Origin of the sequence: Roseibium sp. MMSF_3247, from assembly GCF_030733765.1 — a bacterium.
In the GTDB taxonomy this organism is placed as follows: Bacteria; Pseudomonadota; Alphaproteobacteria; order Rhizobiales; family Stappiaceae; genus Roseibium.
In genome coordinates this window covers 216,751-237,715 of sequence record NZ_JASHII010000002.1, presented here as the reverse complement: position 1 = coordinate 237,715, position 20,965 = coordinate 216,751, and the positions used below count along the sequence as shown (strand labels likewise).

At 57.8% G+C, this 20,965-nt stretch carries 23 protein-coding genes; 14 read left to right on the top strand and 9 right to left on the bottom strand.

Features of this window, described 5'->3' with window-relative positions:
- Positions 1-82: 82 nt before the first annotated feature.
- Together RBB44_RS06570 and RBB44_RS06565 are read left to right on the top strand one after the other, a co-directional pair.
- Positions 83-472 carry a VOC family protein gene (locus RBB44_RS06570; protein ID WP_306146599.1) on the top strand — a complete coding sequence of 130 codons (390 nt, stop codon included), beginning with the start codon at positions 83-85 and terminating at the stop codon, positions 470-472.
- Positions 462-695, top strand: a complete 234-nt coding sequence (locus RBB44_RS06565) for a hypothetical protein (RefSeq protein ID WP_306146598.1) — start codon at positions 462-464, stop codon at positions 693-695. Before RBB44_RS06570 ends, RBB44_RS06565 begins: the two co-directional genes overlap by 11 nt.
- A gap of 115 nt (positions 696-810) precedes the next feature.
- On the opposite strand, the gene RBB44_RS06560 is transcribed toward RBB44_RS06565, so the two are convergent.
- From RBB44_RS06560 to RBB44_RS06535, 6 genes are all read right to left on the bottom strand, one after another.
- Positions 811-1,578: an SDR family NAD(P)-dependent oxidoreductase gene (locus RBB44_RS06560; RefSeq protein WP_306146597.1), complete on the bottom strand. Its 768-nt coding sequence runs from the start codon at positions 1,576-1,578 to the stop codon at positions 811-813.
- A 166-nt stretch (positions 1,579-1,744) separates the two neighbouring features.
- On the bottom strand, positions 1,745-3,100 hold the full coding sequence (locus RBB44_RS06555; protein WP_306146596.1) for an adenylate/guanylate cyclase domain-containing protein: 1,356 nt from the start codon (positions 3,098-3,100) through the stop codon (positions 1,745-1,747).
- Between the two features lie 77 nt (positions 3,101-3,177).
- Entirely contained in the window at positions 3,178-4,353 is a 1,176-nt protein-coding gene (locus tag RBB44_RS06550; protein ID WP_306146595.1) for a helix-turn-helix transcriptional regulator, read from the bottom strand.
- 305 nt (positions 4,354-4,658) lie between these two features.
- Positions 4,659-5,483 (bottom strand): MBL fold metallo-hydrolase, encoded by an 825-nt coding sequence (locus tag RBB44_RS06545; RefSeq protein ID WP_133950873.1) that lies wholly within the window; start codon positions 5,481-5,483, stop codon positions 4,659-4,661.
- Positions 5,484-5,494: 11 nt separating this feature from the next.
- Positions 5,495-5,953: a cyclic nucleotide-binding domain-containing protein gene (locus tag RBB44_RS06540; protein ID WP_166672764.1), complete on the bottom strand. Its 459-nt coding sequence runs from the start codon at positions 5,951-5,953 to the stop codon at positions 5,495-5,497.
- A 90-nt stretch (positions 5,954-6,043) separates the two neighbouring features.
- The gene (locus RBB44_RS06535; RefSeq protein ID WP_306146594.1) at positions 6,044-8,632 is read right to left on the bottom strand and encodes an ABC transporter transmembrane domain-containing protein; all 2,589 of its coding nucleotides are present in this window, start codon (positions 8,630-8,632) and stop codon (positions 6,044-6,046) included.
- Positions 8,633-8,862: 230 nt separating this feature from the next.
- On the opposite strand from RBB44_RS06535, the gene RBB44_RS06530 reads away from it, so the two are divergent.
- From RBB44_RS06530 to RBB44_RS06500, 7 genes are read left to right on the top strand one after another with little or no spacing between them, the layout of a single operon-like run.
- Entirely contained in the window at positions 8,863-10,080 is a 1,218-nt protein-coding gene (locus tag RBB44_RS06530) for a glycosyltransferase family protein (protein ID WP_306146592.1), read from the top strand.
- 46 nt (positions 10,081-10,126) lie between these two features.
- Positions 10,127-11,347 (top strand): glycosyltransferase family 4 protein, encoded by a 1,221-nt coding sequence (locus RBB44_RS06525; RefSeq protein WP_306146590.1) that lies wholly within the window; start codon positions 10,127-10,129, stop codon positions 11,345-11,347.
- Positions 11,348-11,373: 26 nt separating this feature from the next.
- Positions 11,374-12,519 (top strand): glycosyltransferase family 4 protein, encoded by a 1,146-nt coding sequence (locus RBB44_RS06520; protein ID WP_306146588.1) that lies wholly within the window; start codon positions 11,374-11,376, stop codon positions 12,517-12,519.
- Positions 12,520-12,524: 5 nt separating this feature from the next.
- Entirely contained in the window at positions 12,525-13,682 is a 1,158-nt protein-coding gene (locus tag RBB44_RS06515) for a glycosyltransferase family protein (RefSeq protein ID WP_306146586.1), read from the top strand.
- A gap of 57 nt (positions 13,683-13,739) precedes the next feature.
- Positions 13,740-14,540 carry a methyltransferase domain-containing protein gene (locus tag RBB44_RS06510; protein WP_306146585.1) on the top strand — a complete coding sequence of 267 codons (801 nt, stop codon included), beginning with the start codon at positions 13,740-13,742 and terminating at the stop codon, positions 14,538-14,540.
- A gap of 17 nt (positions 14,541-14,557) precedes the next feature.
- The gene (locus RBB44_RS06505; protein WP_306146584.1) at positions 14,558-15,370 is read left to right on the top strand and encodes a polysaccharide deacetylase family protein; all 813 of its coding nucleotides are present in this window, start codon (positions 14,558-14,560) and stop codon (positions 15,368-15,370) included.
- Positions 15,367-15,672 carry a DUF3088 domain-containing protein gene (locus RBB44_RS06500; protein WP_306146583.1) on the top strand — a complete coding sequence of 102 codons (306 nt, stop codon included), beginning with the start codon at positions 15,367-15,369 and terminating at the stop codon, positions 15,670-15,672. The genes RBB44_RS06505 and RBB44_RS06500 overlap by 4 nt, the downstream gene beginning before the upstream one ends.
- 199 nt (positions 15,673-15,871) lie before the next feature.
- Here RBB44_RS06500 and RBB44_RS06495 read toward each other — a convergent pair whose 3' ends face one another.
- Complete coding sequence (locus tag RBB44_RS06495; protein WP_306146582.1) at positions 15,872-16,369, bottom strand: peptide-methionine (S)-S-oxide reductase; 498 nt, start codon at positions 16,367-16,369, stop codon at positions 15,872-15,874.
- A gap of 218 nt (positions 16,370-16,587) precedes the next feature.
- On the opposite strand from RBB44_RS06495, the gene nthA reads away from it, so the two are divergent.
- Genes nthA through RBB44_RS06475 form a run of 4 tightly spaced genes read left to right on the top strand, consistent with a single transcriptional unit; the run spans position 16,588 to position 18,674 of the window.
- Positions 16,588-17,220: a nitrile hydratase subunit alpha gene (gene nthA / locus RBB44_RS06490; RefSeq protein WP_306146580.1), complete on the top strand. Its 633-nt coding sequence runs from the start codon at positions 16,588-16,590 to the stop codon at positions 17,218-17,220.
- On the top strand, positions 17,217-17,876 hold the full coding sequence (gene nthB, locus RBB44_RS06485; RefSeq protein WP_306146579.1) for a nitrile hydratase subunit beta: 660 nt from the start codon (positions 17,217-17,219) through the stop codon (positions 17,874-17,876). The genes nthA and nthB overlap by 4 nt, the downstream gene beginning before the upstream one ends.
- A complete protein-coding gene (locus RBB44_RS06480; RefSeq protein ID WP_306146578.1) occupies positions 17,863-18,216 on the top strand; it encodes a nitrile hydratase accessory protein in 354 nt (117 codons plus the stop codon). The genes nthB and RBB44_RS06480 overlap by 14 nt, the downstream gene beginning before the upstream one ends.
- Positions 18,213-18,674, top strand: coding sequence for an isoprenylcysteine carboxylmethyltransferase family protein (locus RBB44_RS06475; protein ID WP_306146577.1), 462 nt, complete (start codon positions 18,213-18,215; stop codon positions 18,672-18,674). Before RBB44_RS06480 ends, RBB44_RS06475 begins: the two co-directional genes overlap by 4 nt.
- 47 nt (positions 18,675-18,721) lie before the next feature.
- On the opposite strand, the gene RBB44_RS06470 is transcribed toward RBB44_RS06475, so the two are convergent.
- On the bottom strand, positions 18,722-19,150 hold the full coding sequence (locus RBB44_RS06470) for a hypothetical protein (protein WP_306146576.1): 429 nt from the start codon (positions 19,148-19,150) through the stop codon (positions 18,722-18,724).
- Positions 19,151-19,261: 111 nt separating this feature from the next.
- Between RBB44_RS06470 and RBB44_RS06465 the strand changes: the two genes are divergently transcribed.
- Positions 19,262-20,047, top strand: coding sequence for a helix-turn-helix domain-containing protein (locus RBB44_RS06465; protein WP_306146575.1), 786 nt, complete (start codon positions 19,262-19,264; stop codon positions 20,045-20,047).
- 8 nt (positions 20,048-20,055) lie between these two features.
- Here the strand turns inward: RBB44_RS06465 and RBB44_RS06460 are convergent, their stop codons facing one another.
- Positions 20,056-20,955 (bottom strand): LysR family transcriptional regulator, encoded by a 900-nt coding sequence (locus RBB44_RS06460; protein ID WP_306146574.1) that lies wholly within the window; start codon positions 20,953-20,955, stop codon positions 20,056-20,058.
- Positions 20,956-20,965: the final 10 nt, after the last annotated feature.

Here is a 20,965-nt window from a genome sequence, read left to right as displayed (position 1 = left end):
TTTGACTTTTTCCTCTTGACCTCAACTTAACTTGAGGAATTATCTCTGGTGTCCATCACAAGTCAACGTGAAAGGACACACCATGTCAGGCGCATTTCTGGAACACGTGAATGTCACCGTGAGTGACCCGGAAGCCACCGCAAGGCGGCTCAAGGACTGGTTCGGTTGGGAGGTTCGCTGGAAGGGCGATAGCCTCGGAGGTGGCATCACATACCACATCGGCAATGAGACCAGTTACATCGCAGCTTACAACCCGCCGAAGGAAACAGCTGCCATGCCGGGTGAAAGCTACGGCATCCGAGGCGGGCTCAATCACATCGCAGTCGTAGTCGACGATCTGGATACCACCGAAGCCCTGATCAAGGCGGGGGGCTACGAAACCAAGAACCACGCCGATTATGAGCCTGGCCGCCGATTTTACTTCGATGATGATGATGGCATTGAGTTCGAGGTGGTCAGCTATGCGGAGTGAACTTGACCGGCACATGCTCGGACCATCGGTGCCGCGGGCTTTTTCACCGGAAACCTACTCGGCCTTGCGGGCCGATGGGTTTCTCGAAGACGGACAGATTCGCCATGATCTCGTTCCCCACCTGGTGAACTCTCAGACCTTTCAGGCCAGATTTGGCGATCACGTTCCCGCGGCCTTCGCAAGCCTTTTCGGCGCACTCTTCAAAAAGGTGCGCCGGATCTAACGCACCGGGGCTGCGTTGGCACTTGGCCAGCGGCAACGGCCCTGCACCTCTTGAGATTGTCACAGCTCCCTCGTTCAGAGCTGTGACCTCTCGCTTATCTTGTTTCGCAGACCGCTTACCGCGGCGCCATGCGGATGGCACCATCCAGACGGATGGTCTCGCCGTTGAGCATGTCGTTTTCGCAGATTGATTTGACCAGCTGCGCATATTCCGTCGCCCGGCCCAGACGTGATGGAAACGGCACTTGCTGACCAAGTGAGTCCTGAACCTCCTGAGACAACCCGAGCAGCATCGGCGTTTCAAAGATGCCCGGCGCGATGGTCATGACCCGGATACCCAGCTTGGACAGATCCCGGGCGACCGGCAACGTCATTCCGGCAACACCGGCCTTGGACGCCGCATAAGCCACCTGGCCAATCTGGCCGTCAAAAGCTGCCACAGAGGCCGTGGAGACAATAACACCGCGTCCACCATCAGCAGTCACCGGGTCAAGCGAGGACATACCGGTCGACGCCAGTGCGATACACCGGAAAGAGCCGATCAGGTTGACCGAGATGACTTTTTCAAACATGTCCATCGGGTGCGGTTCGCCGCGCGATGTTGTCTTGCCAACCGGCGCGATCCCGGCGCAATTGACCAGAATGCGCTCCTGCCCATGCGCGGCGCGGGCAGCGTCGAAGCCTGCTTCAACGCTCGCCTGATCGGTCACATCGACATCAGCGAAAACGCCACCGATTTCCTTCGCGACCTGCGTGCCCTGTTCCCCGTTACGGTCGAACAAGGTGACCTTCACGCCCTCTGCTGCCAACATGCGCGCAGTGGCCGCGCCAAGACCGGATGCGCCGCCGGTGACGACCGCTGCCATAGACTGATCCAGCTTCATCAAAGCCCTCCAATTCTTTAATCTATTGATTTTCAACAGATTTAATTACTTTGATTGACGAAAACGTCAATTTGGAAGGCAAAGTGTCTGAGTTTCAACGGTCCGTCAAGCGGATTTGCGCTCGAAGACTGGGGAAGCCGCGCCAAGCCGATAGCAGAACTTCGGGTTATCTTGCCAGCACGGCAAGATCGACCGGGCCGGATACGCCGCCGATGTTACTGGATGGACGAATGTCGACGGCATCCCCGGCATAGCCTTGCGCCCGAGCAAGATCCAGCGACACACAGTCGGTCAGGGCGCTGCTCTGTTGCGCCTTGTTGGCATCTTCCAGCTTGGCGGCACGGTTGACGGCATCGCCGATCACGGTGAATTCCAACCTGTTCTTCGACCCGATGACACCAACTGTGACCGGACCTGCGGCCACGGCCGTGCCAACCCGAAGATCGGACGGCCAGCCCGCCGACTTGAACCGGTCTTGGGCCTCAGTGACCGCCGCCACAAGCGCCTGCGCTGCGCGCAAGGCGTCGGCCGCATAGGTTTCCGACGGTGAGACTGCGCCAAAGGTCGCCAGAATGCCATCACCCAAGAACTTGTCGACCTGTCCGCCTTCCCGGGTGATTACCTCAACTGCAAGGTTTTGATATTCGGCCAAAACCGCCAGCACTGTTTCGGGCGGCAGAACTGCAGACGTGGACGTAAAAGAGCGGATATCGGCATAGAGGATCGCCGCCTCACGCAAGCTTCCTTCGCCCGCTTCCAGTGCCTGATGGGCTTCCGTGATGGAGGACGCCACTTCCGGAGAAAAGAACCGTTTGAGATCCATGGCTGCGCTGTGATCCCGTGTCGCCTCAAACAGCATCGACCTTCCACGATAAAGCGCCGCGGAGAGCAGCACTGTCACCGCCAGAATGACCATGGTCTTGTCGAGCTCGGCCCCAAGCAAAATGCTGTTCCCGGTAAGGTATTCAACATAGTTTCGGGTGACCCGCATCCCGCCCATGTCAGAGAAAATCGCATAGGCCACGAGCCCGATCCAACCGACGACGGCCACCAGGCCAGTCGTCAAAACAAATCTCGGGTCGAACCGCAGTGCCCGCAAGCCGATGAACAGGAACACATACATCAAGGTTGGGGTTTTCAGATAAAAGGTCGGATGCTGGTCGTATTGGATATGGAATGAGAATATCAGTCCAACCAGAAGCGCCATGTCGACGCAAATCGAGATCAGCAAAAACCACTCGGGCAGCTCGAACCGGTAGGAAAGCGCCAGGCGGGTGACGGTGAACAGGAAGTAGGCGCCGAGCGCAATCGGGACAAAGTTAAAACCGGCAGACCCTTCAGCTCTCGGTGCAAGCATATAAAGCGATGCAAAAAACAGCACCAAAGCCAGCTGAACCCAGCCGATCAACCGCTCAGATGCGGCCTCGCGGGCACGGATTTCTGCTTGCACCCGATCAGGCAGGCCATCGATGGGCGGCCCGCCGCGCAGGATGTATCTGATCGTTTCTCTAAGTCTTGCCATGAGCGGTCCGATTGTATCTGGCCTGAATGTTGCCGCTGACAGTCAGGATGGCAAGCAGTGACCGCTGGAATGTGAGCTTATGTGATCGGCGACAGGTGTGCAGTGTGAGCGCCCGTTGTCCGGAGCCGGTCAACCGCAATAACGAGGTCGGCCTGGCGGCGGCACCCGCATTTGGATAACGCCGCCTTGATTTGATTTCGGACGGTGTGGATGCTCACTTCGCGGCTTTCCGCAATTTCCGCAGCTGTCATCCCTTCGGCCAGATGAAGCGCCGTGTCGGCTTCCATCTCACTCAATCCGAGCGCGCTCTGGATCATCTTGTTGACGTCCTGGCGGCAGGTCTCCGGTTTAAGAGCGATCAGAAGAGCCGGGCCTTGCTGATTGAAAACTTTGCCAAAGGGCGACCAATCAAGTTTGCTGAGGTCCACACCGACGCTCCGGCAAGTCCAGCGTTGCCCCCGATCCGTTTCAAATGCCAAACTTCGCACAACCGAACCACAGCGGGCTGTTTGCGATCCCGTTTGATGGGTAACGGCGTGATGCACCTCTTCACATGCAAACTGCAATTTGCCAGACAAACCGGTTTTCATAACGTCGCCCGCCTGGAGCATGCGTTCAGCTTCGGCGCTCGCATAATGGATCCGGCAATTCGGATCAATGAGGACGAGTGCGGTCTGTGATCCAAGATTGTGCTGGCTCAAGGCCCAGTTTTCAAAGGACAGTCCGGCGATCATGCGGTTGACCTCCAAGGACTGCCGCATGACCGGGGCAATATTGGCGCACAAGGACAACCAGGTGTCCTCATAACGATCCTGATCCTTTGCGCGCATATTGCCGCCGAACACAAACACCCGTCCCTTTTCGCGGAAGAGAAGAGTACCGCCACCGCAGTAAATATCTTCCATCGGACGCAGGAGGTCTGAATAGAACGCGGTCCGAATCATGTCGTTCGGATTGCAAAGCATGGCGGCTGGAACCACGTCACCAACGCGCATGTCCTCAAAACGGACGGCGTAAGGGTTTTGAAGGTGATAGTGCTCTTGGTAGAGCTTCAAGATATCCGGATCATAGCCGGAAGCCACGGCCAGAGGAGCCGAATTTGTGTGGGTGTCATAGCCGATGATCTGGGTGCAGACTTGCGGCCCCACTGCCCGGCCCAAGGCATCTGCAACGTCTTGCCAGCGCCCTGGCTCCATCGCGGCGGCGATGACCAGATTAGACAACTCCGCGAATTGCTCTACCGTGACAGACACCTGCCGCTCAACCCCTCATTCCCCAAGTGACTGCTGCGATATTATCAATGACACTTTTTCTATTGCATAGCCCATTTGGGTCATGCCGTCACATCTACAGTTGTATAAATTGAAGATGATCTCGTTGATCATGTAGCTGTTGAAGGGGCATTTCCCGAGGTTTCGTGGTCCCGGATTTCACTCGTGCTCCCACAGGCACGAAATCTGAAAAGTACGGATCACTTACTTGCAAATCATATTGAGAAGTTGGCGGCCTTTTTGGCCGCCATTTTTTATTCGGACACGAACAATCAGAGCACCTGATTTTAGGGCGCCAGGATCATGCCCTCACTGGCAACAAGAGTGCCGGGATGGGCCGCTTTTGCCGCAAGGCCGATTTCATCTAGATCTTCGTCGGAGCGGGTTGGATCATGATGGAAGAGGACCGGCGTTTTAACCTTCGCAATTTTTGCCAGTTCCACGGCCTTCTGCCAGGTCGAATGGCCCCATCCCTTGAACTTCTCATACTCCGCATCGGTGTACATCGCATCATAGATCATGACATCCGCGCCTTCGACGAAGGCAGGCAGCGCCGCGTCAACGTCCGGATCTCCGTGTTCATGATCCGTGATGATGCAAATGGACTTGCCTTTGAAATCAAACCGATAGCCGCAGGCTCCACCAGGATGATTCAAGCGGATTGTCCGGATCACAAGTTCATCACGGCGCGGCAACACATCTCCTGCCCGGAACGTCTTGAACTCCACGGCTTTCAAGGTCTTGGCAGCCACGGGGAAAATCGGCGGCGACATGATGCGGCTGACGATATCCATAAGGCATGTGTCGTCCTGGAAGTGACCGGCCCAGGCGGTGACGGAAAAATTCGGATCATAAGCGGGCTTGAAGAATGGCAAACCGCAGATGTGATCCAAATGCGTGTGTGTAAACAGGAGATCGAAGGATCTGGAGCCGGCAGAACAGAGATCCATCCCGAGGTTTCTAGCGCCGGAGCCGCAATCAATCAGAACCAGCGCATCTCCTGCCCGCAATTCAAAGCAGGAAGTTTCACCGCCATAGCGCAGAGTTTTCTGGCCGGGTGTCGGTGTGGACCCGCGGACTCCCCAACAACGAAGCGAAAAATTCTCTGCCAACCTGCTACTCCCTACCCGCCGCTGTTACCTTGGCGGGCTTCAGCCAGATCCCGGGTCGTCCGTTCCAGACGCATCGCCAGGGTCCGCATCACCTCAAGAGAAATATCCGGAAACTCATTCAAAAGCTTTAAGAAATCGTCTTTGGATACCATCAGGACGTCCATGCTGTTGGCGGCAACCAGGGTTGCCGTCCTCGGAACATCGCAGAGAATGGCGATCTCGCCGACGATCGAGTTCTCCGACACCTGGGCCACTTTTTTCTCCCCCGCAGGTGTGTTGACGAGAACGTCCGCGTCTCCGGACAAGATGATAAAGGCGCTGTCGCCCTCCTCACCTTGTGTGCAGAGGCGCTCACCGGTTTGAAACTCGGTTCGGTCGCTGATGAATGCCAGCAAACGCAGTTTCGTATCATCAATGCCGTGAAACAAAGGCACCTTTCGCAGTGCTTCGACTTCGGTTTCCAGCGTCACATTTGTCTCCATGAGCCGGTTGAGCGGCTCTTTTCGTGTTATTCCCCTTGGTACCGGCCTGTTCAGCCGAATGACTGCCTGTTCGGCTTATTATTTTGTTTCACTCTCCGACAGCCGCCCCTGATCCAGGGTGTAGCGATGCTCGAATTCAGCGGCGATATCTGCGTTGGAAGTCCCGAACAGAAGCGTCCTTCCGGACAATATGCTCCTGAGGTTTTCGCGCAAGGCCTTGTCTTCCTCCGTCATACCGGTCGCGACATCATCGAGGATGGTTGTCGGCGCGTTTTTCAGAAGGCCGCGGACAAGCGCAATCCGCCGGCGCTGGCCTGCGGACAACCGCGACCCTGAAACGCCGACATGGAACCCAAAGCCTGCAAAGATGATCGGTTGGCGGAGACCAGTCTCTTCCACGATTGAGCGGATAACGGCGTCGATGCGCCGGCGCGCGTCCCGCCGATCGACACGCGGACGGCCGAAGAGAAGATTGTCTTCAATCGTCAGCGGCGGCAGATAGACTTCCGGATCGAAGGCAAGGAACTCATCGCTGTCCTTGACGACAGTCTCCAGGAACTTTGCGCGGGCTGCAATAATTTCGGCCTTGAGTTCGTCGGTCATCACGCCCAAGCGATGACGGGCTGGTACCAGTTTGAACGCGAGGCCCGTGAGGCGTGACTTGTCGTTTTCCGAGAGGCCGGGCCGGGTTTGTCCAGAACGGGCAATGCGCACCATGCGCTCGAACTCGGGCAATTCTTCCTGCGTGATGAAGGAATACGACCCAAGCAGGCCACTGCTGCCCGAAACGTTAGAGAAGAGCTCCAGCATGGTTTCTGCAATCTGGACCCCGATATCCTGTAGCTTTTTGTCGAATCCATTGCTCGACAGGAAGCTTTTCACGACCGGTAGATCCGGCACCTGATCCATCGTGATTTCGGCATCGGACGGCACCGCGAAGAACAGGTTGTCAGCGAGGCTGGCGCTGGCGTTGAAGGTGGACGGATCCCATAGCTCGACAAGGCCCGCGAGGGTCGGGTCGGCCGCAATCCGGGCGACCAGTTCCTTGCGGACATTCAAGATGCGTTCGGCGAACGTATCGTTCATGGACGGATCAAAACGCGATTGAAGGCCGAGACGGTAGATATCCGCATCCAGCTGGACCGCGCCCAGCAGCTCAAGTGCCTTCAAATCAAGCGCGTCAATATCGGTGACACCGGCCTTTTTGAGATCGTGCCAGTCCGCGGCGAGGTCGTAGGACGGATTTTTGGTTTCGGCCGCCTCACTCAGACTGCGTTTGTAGACCTTCAGTTCCTCACCCGTGCGCTCGACTTTCGTCAAAGGCCGGTGACGGAGGCCGTAATAAAGGTTCTCGCGGATCGTCCCGGTCCATACGTGCACCGCGCCGCCGACATAGGCGATCTCTCGGCCAAGTGTGGAATCCGTCAGCTTGTCCAGGTCGTGGTCTCCGATATAGACCTTACCTGTCAGAGGCGAAACCAATCCGGCGGCGAGCTGCAACACTTCAGCCCGCCCGGAGCCATCCGGCCCCATCACCGCACAAGCCGTTCCCTCCGGTACCTTCAAGGTTATATCCGTCACCTCCTGGCCAGCTGCGCCGCCGGAGAACGTGACGTTTTCGAACTTCACATCGCCTTTCAGATCCACGGTTTCATCATTGGTCAACCGATCGGTATCGTGAATGTCGACCGGGTCGAAGTTCTCAACAACAGTCTGGTACTTGATGCCAACGTCAACCGTCATCTGGTAATAGGCGAGCAGCTCTTTCCAAGGGCCAGCGAGATCCTTGTAGGCCGCGATCACCGCGAGCAAAGCGCCCATGCTGAGGTCGCCTTGGATCACAAGATACCCGCCGATCATGTAGAAGAAGAACGGCGTCAATTGGTTCATGAAGTTATTGAGAAACTTAATGAAATACTTCCGGTTATAAATTTCGTACCGGATCTTGAAGTTCTCGTAGAGGCGATCGGAGAGGTCTGCAGAGTGCCAGGCGGATGCGTCGTTGGCGTGGATCTCCGCAACGCCCGTTATCCCCTCACCCACCTTGTCGGCAATGACCCGGATGTTCTTCACACGCTTGCGGGAAAGCTGGGCAACCTTCCGCTGCAAGATCGGAATGATATAGCCCTGTACCGGATAGGACGCGACGGCAGCAAGGCCAAGCAACGGGTCCTGCATGAAAATAAAACCGAGCTGGACCACCAGCATACCGCCCTGATAGGCGGGCAGTGAAAACGCTTCACCGACGAAACCGCCTACATCTTCCACCTCTGACGTGATCATCGGAATAATCTCGCCGGAGCTCACTTTACGGAAATGCGGCAGCCGAAACCGCAAGACGCGCTGAAACAGTTCAAAGCGCAGACGGCGCAACATCCGTTCGCCAAGCCGTCCCTTGTAGACGTTGAGGTAGAATTTCAGACCGTTGGAAACGACGACCAGGAAAAGAAATGTGCAGCACAAAAGGATCAGATACGGGATCTGATCAAAGTCGAAGCCGAAAAATGTCCGCGGAAAATTGTCCCCTTCAACGGCGTCGTTGATGATCAGTTTCGGCAGTTCAAGAAGGATGTAAATGACGGGATAGGTCAGCACCGTGACCATGAGAATGTAGATTTGCTGACGTGAGCTGTACTTCCAAATGAAGCTAAAAAGGCTTTTTTCCATCAGCTTATCCGACTCGGTCCGGCACAACATTACGGCAGGCGCGTTGGTGTTGATACACCAAAAAACAACATATTAACGCGCCAACCCTGATCGGTCCCTGCCACTTAATCATTAAATCTTTGAACCGCTTCCTGTCGATAGTCATCCGATGATCTGATATCTGGACGTGACAACCGCGGCTCTTATGAGACATAAAGCCTGCGGGGCCGCATTACAATTCCAGGGGCAGTATGAGTTCCACGACACCGAAGATCCTGATTTACAGCCACGACTCGTTTGGGCTGGGACATCTCCGACGCTGCCGCGCAATTGCCCAATCCCTCGTTGGTGACTTCAGCACCCTGTCTGTCCTGATCCTGTCCGGCTCGCCGATCATCGGCAGCTTCGAGTTCCGCTCCCGCGTCGATTTCGTCCGCATTCCCGGTGTCATCAAACTGCGCAACGGCGAATACACACCTCTGTCCTTGCACATCAATATCGACCAAACGCTCGCGATCCGCTCATCGATCATTGAGCACACAGCCGAAGTTTTTGATCCGGACATCTTCATTGTCGACAAGGAACCGACTGGCCTGCGCGGTGAAGTCCTCGGCACTCTGGAGGCCTTGAAGAAAACGGATACGCGCCTCGTTCTCGGCTTGCGTGACGTCATGGACGACGCTGAGACGCTCACTGAAGAATGGGATCGCAAGAACGTCTATCCGGCCCTGGAAAATCTCTATGACGAGATCTGGGTCTATGGACCTGAGGGCATTTGCAACCCCCTCGACGGCATGGACGTGTCGCCTACCATCACGAACAAGCTCCGTTACACCGGCTACCTGCGGCGCAGCTTGCCGAAGTCGGCGGAAGACCAGCCTGCACCGGCGCCGTTTGAAGAAGAGCCTTACATCCTTGTGACGCCCGGCGGCGGCGGCGATGGTGTTGAAATGGTTGATTGGGTCATGCGTGCCTATGAGGCACGGCAACGCCCTCTGTTCCCAGCACTAATTGTGCTTGGCCCGTTCATGCCGGCTGCGGCAGCGGCCGATTTTACAGAACGCGCAGAACATCTTCGCGATGTGGAAGTGTTGCGGTTTACGCCGCAGATTGAGCCGTATCTCGCGAACGCGACGGCCATTGTGGGCATGGGCGGCTACAACACCTTCTGCGAGATCCTGTCCTTCGACAAACCGACTTTGATGGTTCCGCGTGTGGTGCCACGCCGCGAACAGGCTATCCGGGCGGAGCGCGCCGAGCAGAGCAAATTGTTGAAAGTTTTACCGATCGAGCGGTATCCGGATGTCGACCTGATGGCCGAAGCCTTGTCGGAGTTGCCGCAAATGGCCCCACCCAGCACGGCTGGTGTCGACAATCTGCTTGGCGGTCTCGACGCGATCGGCCAGCGCGTCGGAGACATCTTCGCTGAACGGCAGGAAACACTTGCCCCCAAGCTGGTAAACTTCTAACCGCTGCCCACGCCCCGTTTAATCCTGTCGATCCGAAGTCAACCAAATGTCCCGAATTGCTGTTGTGATGAAAGGCTATCCACGCCTTTCCGAAACCTTTATTGCCCAGGAAATTCTTGGCCTGGAACGGCGGGGCATCGACTTTCTGATCGTCGCACTTCGCCAGCCCTATGATCCTTACATCCACGATCTGCACCGCCAGATCTCGGCAGAGGTCATGTACTTGCCGGAATACGTGAAAGACGATCCGGCGCGCGTTGCCCGCGCCAAAAAGTGGGCCGAAACGCAACCGACCTATGAAGCGGCGAAGGCACTGTTTGATGCAGATTTCGCCCGTGAAAGCAACGCCAACCGGCAACGCCGATGGGCGCAGGGCTGCGTGTTCGCGCATGAACTGCCCGAGGATATCACCTGGATCCACACCCATTATCTGCACACGCCTTGCTCGGCTTCGCGCTATGCGGCGCATTTGTCCGGCCGCCGCTGGTCCTTTTCCGCGCACGCTAAAGACATCTGGACCAGCCCGGAATGGGATCTGCGAACGAAACTTGATGATGCTGAGTGGGGCGTGACCTGTACCGGCGTCAACGCGAAGTACCTGAAAAGCCTTTGCTGCAATCCGGACAAGGTTGAGCTGGTCTATCACGGTCTGGATTTTTGCTGCTTTCCAATGCCCTCGGAGGAACCGTCCACAAACGACGGCAGCGGCGCTCCGGTTCAATTGATTTCCGTTGGCCGGGCGGTGGAAAAAAAGGGCTACAATGATCTTCTGACAGCCCTTTCGAAACTGCCCGAAGACCTCAAATGGCACTTCACGCATATCGGTGGCGGCGCACTTTCTGAGAAATTGAAGGAACGCGCGGACCGTCTCGGCTTGGGCGACAAAATCACATGGCGCGGAGCTCAGCCGCGTGAAGAAGTCATCAGCTCCTGTCAGAAGGCGGACCTTTTTGTTCTGCCCTCCAAACTCACCAAATCCGGTGATCGGGACGGCATTCCGAACGTGCTGGTCGAAGCCCAGTCCATGGGAATTTGCTGCCTGTCGACAAGCGTTTCGGCCATTCCGGAGCTGATCACCGATGGCAAGACAGGGCGTCTTGTCCCGCCTGCCGATCCCAAGACCCTTGCCAAGGCACTGGAAGACCTGATTAAAAATCCGGGTGAGCGGGACCGCCTTGGCAAAGCCTCGGCCAACAATGTTCGGACCAACTTTGCGACCGAGCCAGGGCTCGATCATTTGGCGGAGAAGTTCCGCAAGTTATTGTAGAGCATTATGAGATTTGAGGTCTTCACGTGAAGATCGCCTTCACAGCCCCGATGAAGCCGTTGGACGATCCAACGCCCTCCGGCGATCGCACCATGGGCCGTCTGATCGTGAAGGCGCTGGAGTTTGGCGGGCACAACGTCCGCACAGCAACCCGCTTCCGGGCCTGGCGCAAGGACGGCGGTGATGCTGAACTTCTGTCCGTCAAATCGGCTGCCTTGCAAGAAGCAGAGCGCGTTGGGGATGCCTGGGAAACCGAAGGCTACCGGCCGGACATTTTTCTGACCTATCACCTTTATCACAAGGCCCCGGACTGGATCGGACCCGTACTGGCGGACCGGTTTGGCATTCCCTACGCCGTGATTGAGGCGAGCCGGGCGCGCAAACGGCGCACAGGCCCCTGGGCCGAGGGGTTTCAGGGTGCCGATGACGCCTTGGTGCGCGCTAACGGGATCGCCGCGCTTCATGACTGGGACCGGGATCGACTGCTGCCGTTTTTCGAGGAAACCGGAACAGATCCGGCGCAACGGCTGCGCACGGTTCTTCCCTTTCTGGATCTTTCGGTATTTGCGAAGCCCCAATCCACGCGCCCCCTCCCGCAGCCTCCTATAAAACTGCTGGCGGTCGGCATGATGCGCGAGGGTGACAAGACGGCGTCCTACGAAGTTCTGGCAGCTGCCCTCAGGCAGCTGATCGACCTGCCGTGGCATCTGACCATCATTGGCGATGGGCCAAACCGTGATGCGATTTTGGACCAGCTTCCCAAGGACAGAATTACCTGGCTGGGAGCCTTGCCGCCGGAACAAGTCATAGCGGAATATCCCAAGCACGACCTATTTGTCTGGCCTGCGATCCGCGAGAGCTTCGGTTTCGTGCTTTTGGAAGCCCAGGCCTCCGGCCTTGGCGTTGTTGCCGGCGATGCGCTTGGCGTACCGGAAATCGTGGCAAACGGCTCGACTGGCCTGCTTGCACCGGAAGGCGATGCGCCTGCCTTTGCTGAAAGACTGCGTGAGCTGCTGACCGATCCGGAGCGGGTCCGGGCGTTTGGAGAAGCCGCAAGAGCCCGTATGTTTGCCACGCATTCTCTGGATGCAGGGGCCCAGCGCCTTGACGCCTTTCTGAATTGCGCACTAGACCACTACAAATGCTCGTCCGACCGATCCGGGAATCTTTGATCATCATGCCGCTGACTGCTTTCATTTATGTTCAACATCTCCTGGGGACGGGCCATGTGGTCCGGGCAACGGCGATCGGCAAGAAACTCGTAGAGCGCGGCGTCGAAGTGACGCTGGCCTCCGGCAATCAGATCCCGCCGACACTGGATGTCGAAGGGCTGAAGGTTTTGGAACTTCCTGGCGCCAAGACGGCAAACGCGGAATTTTCGCGTTTGATCACGTTGGACGGCAAGGATCTGGACGACGACTGGCGCGCCATGCGCACAGCCGAAACGCTGAAGGCCTTTGCCGCCAAGCCCTACGATCTTCTGCTGACCGAAACTTATCCTTTTGGGCGCCGGCAGTTCGAGTTCGAGCTCTCGGTCCTCATGGACACGGCCAAGGCGCGGGCCAACCCGCCCATCATCGCAAGCTCCATCCGCGACATTCTGGTCCCCAAGCAGCAGCTCTGGAAAGAAGAATGGATGGCGGACAAGGCGCGCGACTATTTCGACAAGGTGCTGATCCACGCCGACCCGGATTTCATCACGCTGGCCGACAGTTTCCCGTTCGCCCACAAGATCGAGGATCTTCTGGCCTACACCGGCTATGTCGTGCGCGAGGGCGATCGCCCCGAGCCGCCGGAAGGCGACGGCGAGGACGAGGTTGTTGTCTCCTGTGGCGGCGGGGCCATGTCCGAAAGCCTCTTGAGCGCCGCCATTGATGCCCGTCCCCTGTCCCGGCGCGCCGAAGACTGCACCTGGCGGGTGCTCGCCGGTCACAATGTGCCGGAAGACGAGTTCCAGGCCTACAAGGCCCGCGCGGGCGAAGGGGTCATCGTGGAGCGCGCCCGCCCCGATTTTCCGGGCCTTTTGAACCGCGCACGGCTGTCGATCAGTCAGGGCGGCTACAACACCGTTCTGGATGTTCTGGAAGCCGGGGTGCCCTCCGTGATTGTCCCGTTTGCGCTGGCAACCGAAACCGAACAGGAGCAGCGCGCGAAGGCGTTGGCCAACCATGGCCGCGTTGTCGTCGCCAGCGAGGACATGCTGACGCCAGAACGGCTAGCAGCGGCGGCTGACGATGCTTTGGCCTTGCCGCGCAGTTCGCACAAGGTGCTTCTGGGCGGTGCCGACCGAAGTGCGGACATTCTGATGGATTTGCTCAAGGCACGGGCGGCATAACGATCGCCTTGTGAACCGGTCACCTTCGAAACTGTCGGCACCCAGGGAGAACAGGTCATGGAATTGAGCAAGTTCAAAGCCTTGAACGACGTCGACAGTGTCAACGCCTACATCTCCGCCTTGGAGGCCTTCGACGGAATCGCCGAGCTTCAGGAACTCAAGGAGCTTGCCCATACCCGCGGCGGTGTGGCTACAGGAAAATCCATCCTCGATGTCGGCTGCGGTTTTGGCCTGGAAACCCGACGTCTCGCAAATGTGGCAGGCGCCAAAGGCTTTGTTTCCGGCCTCGACAAAAGCGCCGACTTCATCAAGGAAGCGCAGCGGCGCGCCGAAGTTGCCGGTCAGTCAATCGACTATCAGACCGGTGATGCAACCGCCCTGCCCTATGGCAACGAAAGCTTTGACTGTGTCCGCGCCGAGCGGATCCTGATCTATCTGGGCGATGTCAGCGCCGCGCTTTCCGAGATGCGCCGGGTTCTCAAACCCTCCGGAAAGATCGCCCTGATCGAACCGGATTTCTCCACCAACACGATCAATATATCGGACCGGGCGCTCACCCGCCGTGTTCTGGACCATGAGATCGAGACCGCCGTTGAAAACAGCTTTTTGCCCGGTTCACTGAAGGTGGCGCTTGAAAGGCTGGGCTTCGCCAACATCAAGATTTCCTCGCGTGCGCTGATCTTTCCGCAGGAGCTTGCGGCAAGCTACTTCTCAAGCCTTGCCGTCAACGCTCTTGAGGCCGGCAAGATATCCACCAGCGAAAACGAAGTCTGGCAAACCGAACTCGATGACCTCAAGGCGCAGGATGCGATCTTTGCGACCATCAGCTATTTTCTGTTCACCGCCGATGCGCCGTGAGTCTACTTGGAAACCCTGTGACAGAACCCTCGCCCCCCAACGATCTTGATCGCTTCAAGGCATCTTTGACCACTCACCTCGACTGGTTTGCCGAACGTGGCCGCAAGGTCCGGTTCTGGTGGCGCGATGATGATGCGATAGAATCGACGCCGCAGCTGGAACAGTTGCTCCGCCTTGCCAACACCCATGATGTCGATGTCGCCCTCGCGGTGATCCCGAAACAGGCAACTGCGGCCCTGGCGGACCGGCTGGAGAACGAGCGCCACGCCCCGGTTCTGCAACACGGCTGGCAGCACAAGAACTTCCAGCGCAAAGATTTGGGCGAACGAGCTGCCGAACTCGGATTCCGTCGTGATCTTGAGGAACTCGGTGCACAACTGACCGAAGGCAAGGCCAAGCTGGAACAGCTTTTTGGCAAAAAATTCATTCCTGCGATCGTACCGCCCTGGAACCGGATTTCTCCGGAGGTTTCACGCGCCCTGCCCGGTCTCGGTCTGCCGGGCCTGTCCACCTTTACCTGGCACAATTTCCCGAAGGCCCGTCAGGTTCAGTGCCACGTCGACATCATCAAGTGGAAAAAACAAGTCCGGTTCATCGGCTGGGGCAGCGCCTTCCGCAAGTTCGATCTGGAGCTTTGCCGCCGCCGGACAAATCCGGAAGAACCCCTCGGCCTCCTGACCCACCACCTTGTCCATGACGCGGGCTGCTGGGATTTCCTGCACGAGTTCCTCACCATTGCCGCGCATCACCCGGGGGCTGAGTGGCCAGAGGTCAAAGACCTGTTTGGCTGCACTCCTTTAGCTGAACCATCAAAAGGCACAGCCGCATGACCGACACGCTGTACCTGTTGACCCCTGGCTTTGAAGACCCGTCCTATCCGGACACAACCTTCTACTGCTGGCACTGCGCCTTGATGGAAGGGGTCTTGGCGTCCTTCCCCGAACTTGGTGCAAACCTGAACGTCAAACGCATCGCCTGGCCCCGGCCGCGCGCGGAGCTCGTTGAGCTTCTCGGGGAAGACCACCAGAGCCTGCCCGTGTTGATCCTGGACGACGGCGGTTTCATCGACGACAAAGATTCCATTCTGGAAGCGCTGTCAGAGCGCCACGGATTTCCGGAGCCTCATCCGTAGACGATTGTTGCGATGGAGCTGGGGGAAAAAACATGCTCTGTCTGTGCCGTCGTCCCGAACAAGCGCAGCGTAGTTCCGGGATCCACTCATTTGCAGAGCTGACTAGGAGCGCACAATCTCTGCGGCATATGGCGTTGAGAGTAGATCCCGGATCTTCGCGTTACTTCGTCCGGGATGACAATTGTGTGTGTCGTTCCCCCTACTCCGCAGCTTCGCTGTCCTTGCGCAGGAGGGCGGCGTAGTCGCGTCTCAGAAGGCTGAGTTTCGGGTCGATGTAGGTCTTGCAGAACGGGCGCTCGGGGCCGTTCTGGTAGTAGTTCTGAAAGCGCTCATCCGACGGCTTGAAGGCCGACAAAGTGAGCACCTTGGTGACCAGCGGTTCCTCAAAATGCTTCTGGAGGTCGTGCAGGATTTGGGAAACGCGGACACCGGTGCCCGCATCATAGGTATAGACCGCGCTGCGGTATTTGCCGCGCATCTTGTGGTGCGATGTTGCCGAATGGGTACGCAGATGAACTTCGACCAGCACTTCCATCGGCAACGCCACCGGATCGAAGGTGACCAGTACAGCTTCCGACCAGGCATGGTTGGGCGGGTCGGAGCGGACAAAGCCCTGCTCGACATTCGAAATCCCGGCAAGGGTCTGAAAGACGGCCTCGGTGCACCAGTGGCACCCGCCGCCGAGCCCGAGTTTCATTGAGGTCTCCCCAGTGTCTGCAATGGTTCCGTCTCCCGTATGACGGCCACTTTGCCGGGGAAAAGGAGAAACGCAAAACGCCGTGACGAAGTTGCCCCCAATCGAGATCCTCGAATTTTGATTGATGCCCTCTTGGCGCTCTCCGTCTACCGCCTTAAGCTCTAGATCCAACGCCGGAATTTCCAACGGCAAAGCATCACATTTTTTACGGAGCCCTCATGGCGCACAATCACGACCATGACCACGACCATTCCGAACTTTCCGAGATTGAGCTCCGGGTCCGGGCGCTGGAAACGCTTCTGACAGAAAAGGGATATGTCGATCCGCCCGCCCTTGATGAGCTGATCGAGACCTATGAGACCAAGATCGGCCCCAAGAACGGGGCGCAGGTGGTTGCGCGGGCCTGGTCGGATCCGGCGTATCTGGAGCGCTTGCGCGAAGATGCCACCGCCGCGATTGCCGAGTTCGGCTTTACCGGGCGGCAGGGCGAACACATGGTCGTGGTCGAAAATACCGCAAACACTCACAACATGGTCGTCTGCACTTTGTGCTCCTGTTACCCGTGGACGGTGCTTGGCCTGCCCCCGGTCTGGTACAAATCCGCACCCTACCGCTCCCGTGCCGTGCGAGATCCGCGTGGCGTTCTTCTCGAATTCGGCGTCAGCTTGCCGGAGGACAAGGAGATCCGAATCTGGGATTCCACCGCGGAAATCCGCTATCTCGTGATCCCCGAACGCCCGTCCGGAACCGGTGGCTGGTCCGAAGAGCAACTGACAGAACTCGTCACCCGCGACAGTATGATTGGCACCGGGCTTGCGCTTGAGCCCGCCCAATTGGAGGCAGCCCGATGAACGGTGCACAGGATCTCGGCGGACAAATGGGCTTTGGGCCGATCGAGCTGGAGCACAACGAGCCGAATTTTCATGCCAAATGGGAAGAGCGGGCCTTTGCGATCACGCTCGCCATGGGCGGGACAGGGAGTTGGAACATCGACACTTCACGCCATGCCCGCGAAACCCTGCCGCCGCCGATCTACCTCACTTCCAGCTATTACGAAATCTGGACCCGGGGCCTTGAAAAGCTCTGTCTCGACAAGGAACTGATCACTGAAGCCGAGTTGAAGACCGGCAACATGGAAGTCCCGGCAAAACCTGTCAAACAGGTGCTCACAGCCGATAAAGTGGCCGCAGCGCTTGCCAAGGGGGGGCCTGCGGACAGACCGGAGCATCAACCGGCCCGTTTCAATGTGGGCGACAGGATCCGCACCAAACGGATGCACCCGGAAGGCCATACCCGCCTCCCCCGCTATGCCCGCGACACAGTTGGCGTCATCGAGGCCGTGCATGGTGTTCACGTTTTCCCGGACACCAACGCCCATGGGCGCGGCGAACAGCCAACCTGGCTCTACGGAGTGCTGTTTAAGGGCACCGACATCTGGGGGCCGGACAGCGATCCGAGCCTCACCCTGCGCATCGATCTGTGGGAGCCCTATCTTGACCTTGCCTGATCCCGTGCTTGCGACGCCGAAACTGCCACTAGATCAGGACGGCGGACCGGTCTTTTCCGACCCTTGGGAGGCCCGCGTCTTTGCAATGACAGTGAAAGCGCATGAAACCGGTATGTTTTCCTGGAATGAATGGGCCGAAACACTTGGGGCGGAGCTTGCGAAGGACGGTGACGGTGATGGCGCGTGCCTTGGCTATTACGATCACTGGCTGAACGCCTTTGAAACGCTGCTGAGCCGCAAGGGGATCGCCGCGGCCGGCCAACTGCAGGGATTGCGCGATGAGTGGGATCAGGCTGCGCAGGCCACGCCGCATGGTGAACCGATCGAGCTAAAGAGGTGAATGCCTTGGAACTGAAAGTCCCGCCGCCGGTCGTTTTCCTTGTCTGCCTCGGACTTCTCTACGCCGGACACATCGTCTTGCCGTTTGCCTCCGTCGCACCGCCATTGAATACACCGATTGCTCTGATCATAATTCTCATGGGCGGCCTCCTGGGCGCTCAAGCTGTCCTGGCGTTTCTGAAGGCCAAGACCACCGTGCACCCGATGCACCCGGAAGGGGCCTCGACCCTTGTCACAAGCGGATTTTATCGCATCAGCCGGAACCCGATGTATCTGGGTTTGCTTCTGTTTCTGCTTGCGGCCGGGATCTATTGGGGCACTTTGACCCTGATTGCGGTCGGCCCGCTTTTCATCTGGTACATGACCGAGTTTCAGATCAAACCGGAAGAAACGCGGCTGGCCGAGAAGTTCGGCGAAGACTATCTGGACTATCTCACCAAAGTCCGCCGCTGGATCTGATCAAGGCCGCAGGGATCTGCGGCCCGGTCAACTTGTTTAGTGCAATGTCATGCATCGGCGCGTTGGTAGCGATGCGCCGGTGTTGAGAGTTTGCGCGCCGCCAGAAACTCGGCCACAGCAAAATCCGCAACGATCAGTGCAACACCGGCAACGATGTACCAGCCTGGTGCCGTGAATGCCGCCGCAAACTCCAAAAGAATGACGGCACTCGCAAGCACCCATGCCGCATCGAGGGCCGCAAACAGATGTAGCCTTTGTGCCAATCGAGCCGTGTCCCGGCCGGCCCAAAGGAGAACCGCAGCAGTCGCCACCAAGCCGGCCCCAAGGGCAAGTGCTCCGGTAAACAACCAACTGCTGGAGGTGTTGAACATCAATTCCGTCAAGACGCCCGGCAAAATGATTAGGGCAAAGCCGCATGCCGCACAAAAAAAGGCATTGGCGGCCAAAACGCGTTTTCCAAATTGTTCTGCAGTCATTTTTCCAGTCTCCTGTGAGCGTGTACGCCCCAAAGGATGCCGAAGCCGTGACTGATCTCAATTACCTTGGAGGTAATGGACAAGCCGCTGACATACCGGAATAGTCAGTGCATGACACAGACAGCCTCGAAGTTTCCCGAACTCCTGAAAACCTGGCGATCGCGGCGGCGGCTCAGCCAACTAGACCTTGCTCTGGAAGCCGGGCTTTCCCAGCGGCACATCAGTTTTCTGGAAACCGGTCGGTCAAAACCCAGCCGAATGGCCATCTCGCAGCTTGGCTTGGCGCTTGGAATGCCTGTCGCGGAGGTAGACACGATGCTGGTGTCTGCCGGATATGCAGCCCCCTCGATGGACCAGAGATGGAGCGCAGAAACCCGCGCGGCGGTCCAGGCCTCCATCGATCATGTTCTGACCGGTCATGAGCCATTTCCTGCGTTCAGTGTTGACCGCATCTGGACGGTGCAAAAAGCAAATCTCTCGGCACAGTCCTTCTTTGCCTTTCTTGGAAACACCACCGAGATGAATATCCTGCGGGCCATATTAAGCCCCGGACCGGTCAGGGACCGTCTGCGAAATTGGACCGACAGCGCCCGGGCGCTGATGCGCATCGTCGAGATGGAGGCCGCCCGCCGGCCGAATGATCAGGAAGCCCAGGACCTTTTGAAAGATCTCTTGGATTTGCCCGGTGTCCGAGCGGCGATGGAGGCCGTTCCTGATGGCCCGCCCGAGCCGGTTCTGGCGCTGAAGATCGATGTTGACGGGGCGGAGCTCAGCCTGTTTTCCATGATCGCGACCATCGGAATGAGTTCCGATGCCGCTCTCGATGACATCCGGATCGAAACACTTCTACCGGCGGATGATGCGACACGAACCTGGTTTCTTGCGCGGGCTCACTGACCCGCTCATCAGTCACCTTCATAGAAGTGGCTCTTTTTGGCGAACGCATCTGCCGCAAAGCGCATGAATGCCCGGATACGGGCAACATTTTTCAGGTCCGGGTGCGTCAACAACCAGATATCGAGATAATGCTCGGGTTCCAGACCGGGAACACGCATCAGATCCGGATCCGGATCGCCCATAAAGCATGGCATGTGGACCATGCCGAGGCCTGCGCGGGCGGCTGCGTGGGCCGCGATCATGTCATCAGCCATGACACTCACAAAGGCATTCGGAAATCGGGCAAGAATGCGCTTGGGCACGCTTTGCGAGGCCCATTTGAAGACGAGACATCCGATCTCGGCGTTTGACGGATTGGCCGCAAGCGACTCTCCGAATTGGCGCGCATGGTCCCTTGAGATGTAATAAGTCCGCTTTTGACGCGTTGCGAGCCGGCCAAACAAGGCTTCATCCGGCCTGTTGGTCACCCGGACCGCCACATCAGCTTCGCGCCGGTGAAGGCTCAGGATCTCGTTGGCCGCAATCATCTCCATCTGGATCCGGGGATGTTTCTCGGCAAAAGCCTTCATGATGTCAGCAAGCTGAACCTGGAACATCAATTGCGGTGCGGTGATGCGAAGCGGTCCTTCCAGTTCCGCGTCTTGCGCTGTGATACTGGTATCGAGCGCCAGCATTTCGCGCTCCACACGCCCAGCGACATTCAAAGCCTCCTGTCCAGCTGCTGTCGGCAGGAACCCCTCAGGTATCCGCTCAAACAACCGCGTTCCAAGCTCTGCTTCCAGGCTTGCAAGGCGTCGCGAAACGGTCGAATGCGTGACCTTCAAACCGCGCGCTGCCTTGGTGATGTTCCCGGCCTTGGCAATCGCCAGAACAAATTTCAAATCGTCCCACTTTTCCATGATGTGCATTTTTGCACAT

Bases quoted from the DNA above. Each gene is read 5' to 3' on its own strand.
- RBB44_RS06560 (WP_306146597.1), bottom strand. From the start codon at position 1,578: ATGAAGCTGGATCAGTCTATGGCAGCGGTCGTCACCGGCGGCGCATCC.
- RBB44_RS06465 (WP_306146575.1), top strand. From the start codon at position 19,262: ATGACACAGACAGCCTCGAAGTTTCCCGAACTCCTGAAAACCTGGCGA.
- RBB44_RS06555 (WP_306146596.1), bottom strand. From the start codon at position 3,100: ATGGCAAGACTTAGAGAAACGATCAGATACATCCTGCGCGGCGGGCCG.
- RBB44_RS06565 (WP_306146598.1), top strand. From the start codon at position 462: ATGCGGAGTGAACTTGACCGGCACATGCTCGGACCATCGGTGCCGCGG.
- nthB (WP_306146579.1), top strand. From the start codon at position 17,217: ATGAACGGTGCACAGGATCTCGGCGGACAAATGGGCTTTGGGCCGATC.
- RBB44_RS06495 (WP_306146582.1), bottom strand. From the start codon at position 16,369: ATGAAACTCGGGCTCGGCGGCGGGTGCCACTGGTGCACCGAGGCCGTC.
- RBB44_RS06535 (WP_306146594.1), bottom strand. From the start codon at position 8,632: ATGGAAAAAAGCCTTTTTAGCTTCATTTGGAAGTACAGCTCACGTCAG.
- RBB44_RS06525 (WP_306146590.1), top strand. From the start codon at position 10,127: ATGTCCCGAATTGCTGTTGTGATGAAAGGCTATCCACGCCTTTCCGAA.
- nthA (WP_306146580.1), top strand. From the start codon at position 16,588: ATGGCGCACAATCACGACCATGACCACGACCATTCCGAACTTTCCGAG.
- RBB44_RS06570 (WP_306146599.1), top strand. From the start codon at position 83: ATGTCAGGCGCATTTCTGGAACACGTGAATGTCACCGTGAGTGACCCG.
- RBB44_RS06515 (WP_306146586.1), top strand. From the start codon at position 12,525: ATGCCGCTGACTGCTTTCATTTATGTTCAACATCTCCTGGGGACGGGC.
- RBB44_RS06460 (WP_306146574.1), bottom strand. From the start codon at position 20,955: ATGCACATCATGGAAAAGTGGGACGATTTGAAATTTGTTCTGGCGATT.
- RBB44_RS06510 (WP_306146585.1), top strand. From the start codon at position 13,740: ATGGAATTGAGCAAGTTCAAAGCCTTGAACGACGTCGACAGTGTCAAC.
- RBB44_RS06530 (WP_306146592.1), top strand. From the start codon at position 8,863: ATGAGTTCCACGACACCGAAGATCCTGATTTACAGCCACGACTCGTTT.
- RBB44_RS06470 (WP_306146576.1), bottom strand. From the start codon at position 19,150: ATGACTGCAGAACAATTTGGAAAACGCGTTTTGGCCGCCAATGCCTTT.
- RBB44_RS06500 (WP_306146583.1), top strand. From the start codon at position 15,367: ATGACCGACACGCTGTACCTGTTGACCCCTGGCTTTGAAGACCCGTCC.